This is a genomic window from Streptomyces sp. NBRC 110035 (assembly GCF_000829695.1).
Lineage (GTDB): Bacteria > Actinomycetota > Actinomycetes > Streptomycetales > Streptomycetaceae > Streptomyces.
The window spans coordinates 85,428-96,978 of sequence record NZ_BBNN01000047.1 but is presented as its reverse complement, the minus strand read 5'-3'; the positions used below and the strand labels follow the sequence as shown (position 1 = coordinate 96,978).

10 protein-coding genes are annotated in these 11,551 nt (G+C 72.6%); 6 read left to right on the top strand and 4 right to left on the bottom strand.

The features are described from left to right. Nucleotides 1-308: 308 nt before the first annotated feature. Together TU30_RS29300 and TU30_RS29295 are read right to left on the bottom strand one after the other, a co-directional pair. Nucleotides 309-731: a hypothetical protein gene (locus TU30_RS29300; RefSeq protein WP_042175750.1), complete on the bottom strand. Its 423-nt coding sequence runs from the start codon at nt 729-731 to the stop codon at nt 309-311. 97 nt (nt 732-828) lie between these two features. Continuing rightward, the gene (locus TU30_RS29295; protein WP_042175747.1) at nt 829-2,040 is read right to left on the bottom strand and encodes a pyridoxal phosphate-dependent aminotransferase; all 1,212 of its coding nucleotides are present in this window, start codon (nt 2,038-2,040) and stop codon (nt 829-831) included. A gap of 393 nt (nt 2,041-2,433) precedes the next feature. On the opposite strand from TU30_RS29295, the gene TU30_RS29290 reads away from it, so the two are divergent. Beyond that, nucleotides 2,434-3,414, top strand: a complete 981-nt coding sequence (locus TU30_RS29290; protein WP_042175745.1) for a serine protease — start codon at nt 2,434-2,436, stop codon at nt 3,412-3,414. A 23-nt stretch (nt 3,415-3,437) separates the two neighbouring features. Here TU30_RS29290 and TU30_RS29285 read toward each other — a convergent pair whose 3' ends face one another. Next, the gene (locus TU30_RS29285) at nt 3,438-5,048 is read right to left on the bottom strand and encodes an amidohydrolase family protein (RefSeq protein WP_042175742.1); all 1,611 of its coding nucleotides are present in this window, start codon (nt 5,046-5,048) and stop codon (nt 3,438-3,440) included. A gap of 11 nt (nt 5,049-5,059) precedes the next feature. Beyond that, nucleotides 5,060-6,337 carry an amino acid deaminase gene (locus TU30_RS29280; protein WP_042175740.1) on the bottom strand — a complete coding sequence of 426 codons (1,278 nt, stop codon included), beginning with the start codon at nt 6,335-6,337 and terminating at the stop codon, nt 5,060-5,062. A gap of 263 nt (nt 6,338-6,600) precedes the next feature. Here TU30_RS29280 and TU30_RS29275 point away from each other — a divergent pair, with 263 nt between their 5' ends. The 5 genes from TU30_RS29275 to TU30_RS29255 all read left to right on the top strand — a co-directional run bounded on the left by TU30_RS29275 (nt 6,601) and on the right by TU30_RS29255 (nt 11,520). Beyond that, nucleotides 6,601-7,791 carry a sugar kinase gene (locus TU30_RS29275; RefSeq protein WP_042175738.1) on the top strand — a complete coding sequence of 397 codons (1,191 nt, stop codon included), beginning with the start codon at nt 6,601-6,603 and terminating at the stop codon, nt 7,789-7,791. Continuing rightward, nucleotides 7,788-8,546, top strand: a complete 759-nt coding sequence (locus TU30_RS29270; RefSeq protein ID WP_042175736.1) for an IclR family transcriptional regulator — start codon at nt 7,788-7,790, stop codon at nt 8,544-8,546. Before TU30_RS29275 ends, TU30_RS29270 begins: the two co-directional genes overlap by 4 nt. A 22-nt stretch (nt 8,547-8,568) precedes the next feature. Beyond that, complete coding sequence (locus tag TU30_RS29265; RefSeq protein ID WP_042175733.1) at nt 8,569-8,988, top strand: RidA family protein; 420 nt, start codon at nt 8,569-8,571, stop codon at nt 8,986-8,988. Between the two features lie 187 nt (nt 8,989-9,175). Further along, nucleotides 9,176-10,663, top strand: coding sequence for a GntP family permease (locus TU30_RS29260; protein WP_042175729.1), 1,488 nt, complete (start codon nt 9,176-9,178; stop codon nt 10,661-10,663). Between the two features lie 134 nt (nt 10,664-10,797). After that, entirely contained in the window at nt 10,798-11,520 is a 723-nt protein-coding gene (locus TU30_RS29255) for a hypothetical protein (protein WP_042175727.1), read from the top strand. Nucleotides 11,521-11,551 lie beyond the last annotated feature (31 nt).

The window sequence follows — 11,551 nt, the reverse complement described above, 5'->3', positions numbered from 1 at the left end:
GGGGGGGGGGGGGGGGGGGGGGGGGGGGGGGGGGGGGGGGGGGGGGGCCGGCCCGGAGCAGGAGCCGGTGGTCACGGACCGCGCCGTTCTCACCGTGGTGCGCCCGCGCACGAACCTGTCGCATGCCGCACCGGCCGGGCCGTACGGCGTCGGTCACCGCGACGGCTTCGCCGCACCCTGTCCGGGTGGCGCGCTGCACTCGGTGCTGCAGGAGTGCCCCGTCGGCGGTGCGGGGTGTGTGGCGCCCGGTCCGCGCGTCGCTGTGGGTGCACGCGGACCGGGGCCGTAGGGGGAGCCCGGGGTGGGGCTCAGTGGGACGCGAGTGCGCGCGGTGCGAGGGCCGCGGTGTGCGCGTCCATCCGCTCGGCGGCCAGGATGGCGGCCACCGTGTCGGCGCGGGAGGCGGCGACGACCAGGGCGCGGCCCGCGAGGGCGTGCGCCTGTCGGTGCAGGGCGGTGACGCGGGGCGCGCTCCCGCTCGTGGTCGCCGGCGCGCGGGCCGGCTCACTTCCTCCCCGCAGGCGGGTCACCTGCTCGGCGAGCCGCTCGGCCGCCGTGTCCAGATCGGCCGAGGGTGCCGCGGCGCGCAGCTCGTCGGTGACGGCGAGCAGTGCGCCGAGATGGCCCGCGAGCTGGATGTCCAGCTCTTCCTCGCGGGAGCGGCCGGGGAAGTCGTGAGGAGCGCCGGCCATCGTGCGGTGGACCGACTTGGTGCGGATCGGTTCGTACATGGATGGCCTCCTGAGTGCTGTCAGGAAACCATCCTAGCTTGGAATTCGTCTAAAGTTGAGTCGTTGACAGAACCGGACGAAGGGGGGGCACGCAGAGTCAGGGCTGGCAGTAACCGTCCAGGAAGCGGGCGATCCGGCCCACCGCGTCCCGCAGGTCGTCGGCCGACGGCAGGGTCACCACCCGGAAGTGATCGGGCTCCGTCCAGTTGAAGCCCGTACCGTGCACGACCATGATCTTCTCGCTGCGCAGCAGGTCGAGGACCATCTGCCGGTCGTCCTTGATCTTGAAGACGGTGGGGTCGAGCCGCGGGAAGAGGTACAGCGCCCCCTTCGGCTTCACGCAGGTCACGCCCGGGATCTGGGTCAGCAGCTCGTACGCCGTGTCCCGCTGCTCGCGCAGCCGGCCGCCCGGCAGCACCAGGTCGTTGATCGTCTGGCGTCCGCTGAGCGCGGCGACCACGCCGTGCTGGCCCGGCATGTTCGCGCACAGGCGCATGTTCGCCAGGATCGTCAGGCCCTCGATGTAGGAGTCGGCGTGCGCGCGGGGTCCGGAGACCGCCATCCAGCCGACCCGGTATCCGGCCACCCGGTACGCCTTCGACATGCCGTTGAAGGTGAGGGTGAGCAGGTCGGGGGCGATCGAGGCGGTGGGGGTGTGCGTGGCGTCGTCGTAGAGGATCTTGTCGTAGATCTCGTCCGAGCAGACCAGCAGGTTGTGCCGGCGGGCGATGTCGGTCAGGCCCCTGACCATCGCCTCGTCGTAGACCGCTCCGGTCGGGTTGTTCGGGTTGATGATGACGATCGCCTTGGTGCGGTCGGTGACCTTGCGCTCGATGTCGGCGAGGTCCGGCATCCAGTCGGACTGCTCGTCGCACCGGTAGTGCACCGCCGTACCGCCGGACAGAGAGACGGCGGCCGTCCACAGCGGGTAGTCCGGCGAGGGGACGAGCACCTCGTCCCCGTCGTCGAGCAGGGCCTGCATCGCCATCACGATCAGCTCGGAGACGCCGTTGCCGATGAAGACGTGCTCCACGTCGGTCTCTATGCCGAGGGTCTGGTTGTGCATCACGACCGCCCGGCGCGCGGCCAGCAGCCCCTTCGCGTCGCCGTAGCCGTGCGCCGAGGACACGTTGCGGAGGATGTCCTCGAGGATCTCGGGCGGGCTCTCGAAACCGAACGCGGCCGGGTTGCCGGTGTTCAGCTTGAGGATCCGGTGCCCGGCCGCCTCCAGCCGCATCGCCTCCTCGAGCACCGGGCCCCGGATCTCGTAACAGACGTTGGCGAGCTTGGTCGACTGGATCACCTGCATGGTGGGAGCTTACGGCCCGGTAGTGCCGTTTGCGGCGTGTTATCCGCCACGTGGGACGTGTCGGTCGGGGTGGAATGTCCGGTTGCCCGTGACGGGGCGCGGCGGGAGCGGTCCCGTCCGTGAGCGGTGGAGTCGCCGTGAAGGCCGCTCCGCTGCCGTTGCGCCGGGGCTCCCCCGCGCGGGCGCCCCATCCGTCGCCCGCACGGGGGTGGCGGCCCGGTGGGCGGAGCCCGCCGGCCGGGAGGGCCGGGGATGCGAAAGCCCGAAGGCCGGAAACGGCGTCTTGTCCCCCGCTCGCGACATGCTGACAATGCACATGTCAAGCAATCCTGTGGGTGGCCGGAGGAATCCCGCCGCCTCCGTCGCAGGATCCGTCGCAGGAGGGGACCCCACATGAGAAGACCTCTCGTCGTCGCGCTCTGCGCCCTGGCCCTGGCCGGGGCGGGCGTGACTCCCGCGGCCGCCGCCGCGCCCACCCCCGCTGCCGCGTCCGCGCCCACCCCCACGGGTGCGGACGCGGCAGCGGACACGGCCCCGGGCGCCGGCCCGGGCGCGGGTCCGACCACGGTGCTCGACGTCGCCGACATCGCCGTCGGCACCGCGGCCGCCGCCGTGGCCGGCCTCACCGGGCCGAAGGCCGCCGCGGTGGACTTCGCGGGCACCGTCTCGCTGAGCAACTGCTCGGGATCCGTCGTCCGCCTGCCCCACTCGCAGGACGACGACCCCGCGCTCGTCCTCACCAACGGCCACTGCCTGGAGAGCGGCTTCCCCGCGGCCGGCGAGGTCCTCGTCGACCGGGCCTCCAGCCGCAGCTTCGGACTGCTGGGCTCCTCCGGCTCCCGGGTCGCCACCCTGCGTGCCAACCGGCTCGTCTACGCGACCATGACCGACACGGACGCGGCGGTCTACCGGCTCGGCACCACGTACGCGCGGATCAGGAGCGCGTACGGCATCGACGCGCTCACCCTCGACGACACCCGCCCGGCGGCCGGCACTGCCATCAGCGTGGTCTCCGGCTACTGGAAGCGGATCTACGGCTGCTCCGTCGACGGATTCGCACACCGGCTGAAGGAGGGGGCCTGGACCTGGAAGGACTCGGTCCGCTACACCCCCGCCTGCGACACCATCGGCGGCACCTCCGGCTCGCCGGTCGTCGACGACGCCACCGGCAAGGTGGTCGCCGTCAACAACACCGGCAATGAGGACGGCGAGCGCTGCACGGTCAACAACCCGTGCGAGGTCGACGCGGACGGTACCGTCACCGTCCGCCGGGGCATCAACTACGCCCAGCAGACCCATCCGTTCACCGACTGCTTCGGCGCGGACGGCGTGCTCGACCTCGACGCGAGCGCCTGCACCCTGCCCAAGCCCTGACGAGCCCGTCGCGGGCGGGCGGTTCAGCGGGGCGACCTGCGGACCGCCCGCCCCGCCAGTACGCCGGTACGCCGCCCGTCCTCGATCACGAACCGGCCGTCGACCAGCACGTACGGGATGCCCGTCGGCAGCGTCCGGGGCTGCTCGAAGGTGGAACCGGCGGCCACCGTCCCCGGATCGAACAGCACCAGGTCCGCCTTGTAGCCCTCGCGGACCAGCCCGCGGTCCGCGAGCCGCAGCCGCGCGGCCGGCCGGGACGTCAGGTGCGCGACGCACTCCTCCAGCGACAGCACACCCAGCTCCCGCACGTACCGCCCGAGATACCGCGGGAAGGTGCCGTACGCGCGCGGGTGCGGCTTGGCGCCCTGGAGGATGCCGTCCGAACCGCCGGTGTGCACCCGGTGCCGCATGATCTCCCGCACGTTCTCCTCGTGGCCGACGTGCTGGAGGATCGACGGGGCCAGCCTGTCCCTGAGGAGCAGTTCGCGGGCGAGGGCCCACGGGCTCTCGCCGCGCAGCGCGGCCGACTCCTGGAGCGTGCGGCCCACGTACTCGGTCAGCGCGGGGTCGCCCACCCCGGAGATCTCGATGGTGTCCCACTCGACGGGCACCCCGTGGCAGCCGTCCGAGCCGGTGACCTCCAGGTGGTGCCGGATCCGCTCGGCCGTCGCGTCGTCCGCGAGCCGCCGGAGGATCTCCCCCGGGCCGCCCTCGCCCGCCCAGCTCGGCAGCACCGCGACCAGCGTGGTGGCGCCCGGCGTGTACGGGTACGTGTCGAGGCTGATGTCGGCCCCGGCGGCGAGCGCGTCGTCGAGGAGCGCCAGCAGCTCGGGCGCCCTGCCCTTGTTCACGCCGAAGTTCATCGTCGCGTGCGCCAGGTGCAGCGGGCAGCCCGCCTCCCGGGCGAGTGTCACCATCTCCTCGTACGCCCGGAGCGCGCCCGCCCCGTAACTGCGGTGGTGCGGGCAGTAGTAGCCGCCGTAGCGGGCCACCACCCGGCACAGTTCGGTGAGTTCGGCGTCCTTGGCGTACATGCCGGGCGTGTACGTCAGTCCCGACGACATGCCGACCGCGCCCTGCTCCATGCCCTCGGCGACCAGCTGCCGCATCCGGTCCAGCTCCGCGGGGGTGGCCTCCCGGTCCTCCCAGCCGACGGCGAGGGCGCGGACCGTGCCCTGCGGGATCAGGTAGGCGGCGTTGACGGCGATGCCCCTGTCGAGCCGGTCCAGGTACTCGCCGACCGACCGCCAGTCGAAGTCGATGTCGTCCCCGCCTCCGTTCCACCCGGCGATCGCGCGGCGGACCTCGCCGAGGGTGCGGTCGTCGACCGGCGCGTACGACAGGCCGTCCTGGCCCAGCACTTCGAGGGTGACGCCCTGCGCGGCCTTGGCGCTGTGGTCGGGGTCGCGCAGCAGCGCCAGATCGCTGTGGGCGTGCATGTCGATGAAGCCGGGGGCCAGGACCAGCCCCTCGGCGTCCAGTTCGCGGCGGGCCTTCGGGCGCTGACAGCCCGCTGCCGCCGCCTCCTTCACGATCGAGACGACACGGCCGCCGTCGACGACCACGTCCGCGCGGTACGCGCCGTCGCCGGAGCCGTCCACGACGTCGGCGTCCCGGATGACGAGTTCTTCCACGACACGGCCTCCTAGAAGAACGTACGGATGTAGTCGACCACCGTGCCGTCCGCCTCCGCCAGGGGGATGAGCCCCCACTTGTCGAAGGAGGTGCACGGGTGGGAGAGCCCGACGCCCAGCCAGTCGCCGACCTCCAGGTCGGCCTGTGGGGCGGTGCTCAGCCAGGCGTGCTGGTCGGAGAGGGAGACGACCGAGATCCCGGTCGCCGGGCGTTCCGCGCCGTCCCGGCGGACCACCTGGGCGAACGGCAGGTCGAGGTCGTGGGCCGCGTCCCGCTTGCCCGCGTTGGCGAAGGCCTGGTCGGCGGACGGCCGGGACACGATCTGCGTCCACAGCCGGAACGCCGGTTCCAGCGTGCCTTCCTCCGGTACCCGGTTGAACGGCGTCAGTTTGCGGTAGTGCCCGTCGTCGTGCGAGACGTACGCACCCGAGCGCAGCAACTTCAGCACGGGAAGCGAGAGCTGCGGGATCCCGGCGAAGACGTCGGCGACCGCGTCGAACCAGGCGCTGCCGCCCGCGCTCACCACGACCTCGTCCAGGCCCGCGAACCGCCCCGCCCTGTCGAAGTCCACCGCCAGGGCCACCAGGCGCCGCAGCCACGCCGCCACCCGCTCCGGGTCGGCGTCCGGCACCTCGCCCTCGTACCCGGCGACCCCGACCAGCCGCAGCCCGCGCGCGCCCGCCACCGCGTCGGCGACGGCGGCGCACTCCGCCTCCGTCCGCACCCCGGTCCGCGCGCCCTCGCCCCCGGCCAGCTCGACCACGACGTCCACCGGACGGGCGGACCCGGCGAGGACCGCGTCCATCAGCTCGACACCGCGCACGGAGTCGACGTAGCAGACGAACCGGAACCCGGGGTCGGCGTCCAGCTCGCCGGAGACCCACCGCAGGGCCGCCGGGTCCACCAGTTCGTTGGCGAGGAACACCCGTCGCACGCCGAACGCCCGCGCCACCCGCACCTGGTGCGGCATCGCGAGCGTGATGCCCCAGGCACCGTGCTCGATCTGGCGCCGGAAGAGCTGTGGGGCCATGGACGTCTTGCCGTGCGGGGCGAAGGCGAGGCCGTGCCGGGCCGCGTACGTCTCCATCAGCTTCAGGTTGTGCTCCAGGCGCTCGGCGGACAGCGCGAGCACCGGGGTGGTGAAACCGCCGGTGAACAGGTTCCGGCGCTGGGCGGCCAGCTCGCCGACGGTCAGCCCGTCGGCGTCCGGCGGGAGGCCCTTGAAACGGTGGTCGACGCGTTCCTCCGCGAGGAGCGTGTAGGCGTCGGAGCCGGGGTCCATGACCATCAGAGCCTCCCTGATCAGGCCTGTTGCGCTCTCTGCAGCAGTCATTGCGTATGTCGCTTACCGCTGTCTAACATCTCGGCCACGCGGGGTCAACGAAAACGGGCCCCGCAGCCGACGGGCACGATGCGGCCGAACGCCGAACGCCGAACGCCGAACGCCGAACGCCGAACGCCGAACGCCGAACGCCGAACGCCGAACGCCCGGACACCGCCCGACCTGCAAACGACCCCGCCCGACCCTGCCACCCGAGGAGCCACCCCACCGTGACCGCCACCGGACCCCGCACCGCCCCCGACGCCGTGGAGACCGTCGACGTCGTCGCGCTGGGCGAGTCCATGGTGACGTTCCTGCCCTCCCGGCCGGGCCGCCTCGCCGACGTGCCCTCCTTCGAGCGGGCCATCGGCGGCGCGGAGTCCAACACCGCCTGCGTCCTCGCGGCGGCCGGCCACTCGGCGCGCTGGATCAGCGCGGTCGGCCGGGACGGCTTCGGTGACCACCTCGTACGGGCGATCGGGGAGTACGGCGTCGACGTGTCGTACGTCCGGCGCGACCCGCACCGCCCCACCGGCGTCTACTTCCGCACCGCCGGTGACCGCGCCACCGACGCCCACGAGGTCGCCTACTACCGGGCGGGCTCCGCGGCCTCCGCGATGACCTCCGCCGACGTCGACCCGGAGGCGGTGCGCGCCGGACGCGTCCTGCACCTGTCCGGGATCACGGCCGCGCTCTCCCCCGGCTGCCTGGAACTGGTGCGGGAGCTCACCGCCCCCCGCCCCGGCCGCCCGCTCGTCTCCTTCGACGTCAACCACCGGCCGGGTCTGTGGCGCGACGCCCACGGTCCCGAGGTGCTCCTGGACCTGGCCCGCAGGGCCGACATCGTCTTCGTCGGCGACGACGAGGCCGAGTCCGCCTGGGGCGTCGTGGGCGGCCCGGCGTCGATCCGCGAGGCGCTGCCCGAGCCGGAGATCCTGGTGGTCAAGCAAGGCGAACGGGGAGCCACGGCCTTCTGCCGCACACCCGCGGGCAGCCGTGCCGCCGCGGACACCCCCTCCGGGGGAGGCACCCCGTCGGCGCCGGACCGCGCGACCCGCCCCCGGCCGGCACCGGCACCGGGCACCTTCGTCCCCGCCCTCACCGTCGACGTCGTGGCGACGACCGGAGCCGGGGACGCCTTCGCCGCCGGTTTCCTCTCCGCCACCCTGCGCGCCCTGCCCGTACGGGACCGGCTCCGGCACGGCCACCTCGCGGCCGCCGCCGCCCTCACCGTCCCCGGCGACCTCGCCGCGCCCCCCGCCCGCGACCTGGCCGACCGGCTGGCCGCCCTGGACGAGGCGGCGTGGGGGAGACTGCGCCTCGGCCCCGGTTGGACAGAGACCGACACCGCGGACGCGGACGCGTGCACAGACGCGGACGCGGGTGCGGACCGGGCCGAGGAGGAGGTACGTACCCCATGAGCCAGACCGTCGACCGCGCACTGAGCATCCTGCCGCTGCTCGCCGAAGGACCCGCCGACCTCGGACAGGTCGCCGACCGCCTCGGCGTGCACAAGTCCACCGCCCTGCGGCTGCTGCGCACCCTGCACGAACACGGACTCGTCTACCGCCAGTCCGACCAGCGCTACCGGCTCGGCGCCCGTCTCTTCGCCCTCGCCCAGGAGGCGATGGAGAACCTCGACGTCCGCGAGATCGCCCACGCCCACCTCGTCCGCCTCAACGAGCAGTGCGGGCACACCGTGCACCTCGCCGTCCACGAGGAGAACGAGGTCCTCTACATCGACAAGGTGGAGAGCCGCTATCCGGTCCGCATGTACTCGCGGATCGGCAAGCCCGTCGCCCTCACGGTCGCCGCCGTGGCCAAACTGCTCCTCGCCGACCTGCCCGAACACGAGCGCCGCGCCCTCGCGGACACGCTCGACTACCCCATGTACACGTCCCGTTCGACACCGGGTCCGGCCGCGTTCCTGCGCGAGCTGGAGAAGGTGCGCGAACAGGGCTGGGCCACCGACCTCGGTGGCCACGAGGAGTCCATCAACTGCGTCGCCGCGCCGATCCGCGGCGCCGACGGCCGGGTGGTCGCCGCGATGTCGGTCTCCGCGCCGAACGTCGTCGTCACCGCCGAGGTACTCCTCACCCTGCTCCCGTTGGTCCGCCGCACCGCGGCCGCGATCAGCGGCGAGTACTCCGGCCGGACTCCGGCAGAACTCCAGTGACTCCAGCGAAGGACCGCCCCGCATGACCGAGAAAGCCGAGAAGGTCGCCCTCACCCCGAGCACGCACACCACCCCGCCCGCGAAGTTCTCCCACGGCGTGCGCAAGGGCAACATCCTCCAGGTCGCCGGCCAGGTCGGGTTCCTCCCGGCCGAGGAGGGCAAGCCGCCCACGCCCGCCGGCCCCACCCTGCGCGAGCAGACCCTCCAGACCCTCGCCAACGTCCAGGCGATCCTCGAAGAGGGCGGCGCGACCTGGGACGACGTGATGATGATCCGCGTCTACCTCACCGACGTGGACCACTTCGCCGAGATGAACGGCATCTACACCACCTACTTCGAGGAGCAGGGCCTCACCCAGCCGCCCGCCGCGCGCACGACCGTCTACGTCGGCCTGCCCGCGGGGCTCCTCATCGAGATCGACGCACTGGCCGTACTGGGCTGACGCGCGCTCGCCCCTCCCCTCCCCGGTCACCCTCCCGCATCCCGCATCCCGCATCCCGCATCCCGCATGCCACGGCACGGCGTCCGCCACCCCTGTGACGCCGTGCCGCGATCCGCCGTGCCCGGCCGCACCCTGCGGAGGCGGCCCCCGGACCCCCGATTCATGCGCTTCAGCAGAGGACCCCCGAATGTCCCGCCCGTTCCTTTCGGCCGCCGCCGGCGCGGCGGCCGAGACGCCCCCGCACACCGGCGGGCTGCTCCTCCTCGTCGACGGCACCGCCGGTCTGCTGACCGTCGCCGCCCTCGGTATCGCCCTGCTCCTCTTCCTGATCATCAAGGTCAGGCTCCAGCCGTTCGTCGCCCTGCTCGCCGTCTCCATAGCCGTCGGCCTGATGGCCGGTCTGTCGGTCACCGAGCTCTTCGGCACGGTCCAGCGCTCGGACGCGGTGTCCACCATCGAGTCCGGCATGGGCGGCATCCTCGGCCATGTCGCGATCATCATCGGCCTGGGCACCATGCTCGGCGCGATCCTCGAGGTCAGCGGAGGCGCCGCGGTACTGGCCTCGCGGCTGCTCGGCCTGTTCGGCGAGAAGCGCGCCCCGCTCGCCATGGGCCTCACCGGCCTGATCTTCGGCATCCCGGTCTTCTTCGACGTCGGCATCTTCGTCCTCGCGCCGATCGTGTACGCCGCCGCCAAGCGCTCCGGCAAGTCGATCCTGCTCTACTGCCTGCCGCTGCTCGCGGGCCTGTCCGTCACCCACGCCTTCCTGCCCCCGCACCCCGGCCCCGTTGCCGCCGCCGGACTGCTCGACGTCGACCTCGGCTGGGTCATCCTGATGGGTGTCGTCACCGGTCTCCCGGCCGTCGTCGCCGCCTGGGTCTACTCCGCCTGGATCGGCAAGCGGATCTTCGTCGCCGTACCGCAGGACATGGTCGAGGCCGCCGAGGAGTCCCGTCAGGCCGTCCTCGACGAGCAGCGCGCCGCGGGCGTCGAGCCGCACGAGGCGCCCGTGCCGCTCGGCACCGTCCTCGGCATCATCGGTACGCCGCTCCTCCTGATCCTCGCCGCGACGTTCTCCTCGATCGCCCTGGACGAGTCCATGCTGCGCTCGGTCGTCGAGTTCTTCGGCCGCCCGTTCGTCGCGCTCACCATCGCCCTGTTCCTGGCGTACTACCTGCTCGGCATCCGGCGCGGCTGGTCCCGCAAGTCCCTGGAGACCGTCTCGACGTCCTCGCTGAAGCCGGTCGGCAACATCCTGCTGGTCGTCGGCGCCGGCGGTGTCTTCGGCGCGGTCCTCAAGGGGAGCGGTGTCGCCCAGGCGCTGTCCGACACGTTCAACGGCGTCGGCCTGCCGGTGATCGTCCTGGCGTACCTGATCTCCGTGGTGCTCAGGGTCGCGCAGGGATCGGCGACGGTGGCGATCGTGACGACGGCGGGCATCGTCGCCCCGCTGCTGTCGGAGGGGGACCACTCCCAGGCGTTCGTGGCGCTGGTCATCATGGCCATCTCGGCGGGCTCCATCTTCGCCTCGCACGTCAACGACGGCGGTTTCTGGATGGTCGCCAAGTACTTCGGCATCAGCGAGCGGGACACGCTGAAGACGTGGACGGTGCTGGAGAGCGTCCTGTCGGTGGCGGGCTTCGTGGTCGCGGCGGCGCTCAGCCTGGTCGTGTAACCCCCGGAGGATCACCGTGCGAATCGGCTGATCATCATCCGATTGGTGCGAACGGTGGGTCACATGTAGGCGTCTGATAACGAAGTAGGGGCTGGCTGTGCCCCGCACAGGATTCTCGACCATACTCATCCGGTGTGGAGCAGCGCATAGGTTCGAACAGCCAGCCCCAGCCCCTCGAAGGCGCCGGATTCGACCCGGCCTTCATCCCCGGGCTCACCGCACCCGTGCCCGGCGCGTCCGACCGCACGGCGGACACGAAGGACGTGAAGGGCGAGGAGCCGGAGGACGTGAAGGGCGGGGAGGCGCCGGAGGCGGAGGCCGACGCGGCCGGGAAACCGGGGACGGAGTCCGGGGCGGCGACCTCCCTGGAGAAGCCCGCGGCTTCGGAGACCGCAGAAGCTTCCGCGGCCGCCGAGGTCTCCCCGGCCTCCGGGACGTCCGAGTCCTCCGAGACGGAGCCCGTCACCGACGGCCCCGTCTTCGAGGCGTCCGACCGCCGCGCCGAAATCGTCGCCGACCACGGCGGCGTACGGCTCCGGCTGGACGACCAGGCGTGTGAGTTCCGCTGGGACGAGATCGGCGCGGTGGAGACGGAGACCGGTCGCTTCGGCAAGCGCTACACGGTCACCGTCCACACCACGGAGGGCCGTTGGTACCCGATCGAGATCGAGGCCACGTCCCGCAGCCGCTTCGCCGCATGGGACACGGAGCTGGACGCGGTCCTCGACGTCTACTTCGACGACGGGGCGGCCGAACCCGAGGCGTCCGACGCGGACCCGTCCGACAAGCCCGAGCCGGATGACGACGCGGACGCGGATGCGGACAAGCCCAAGCCGGACGCCGACCCCGTGGTCTAGGAGCCCGACGGTTCCCGACGACTCCTGGTGA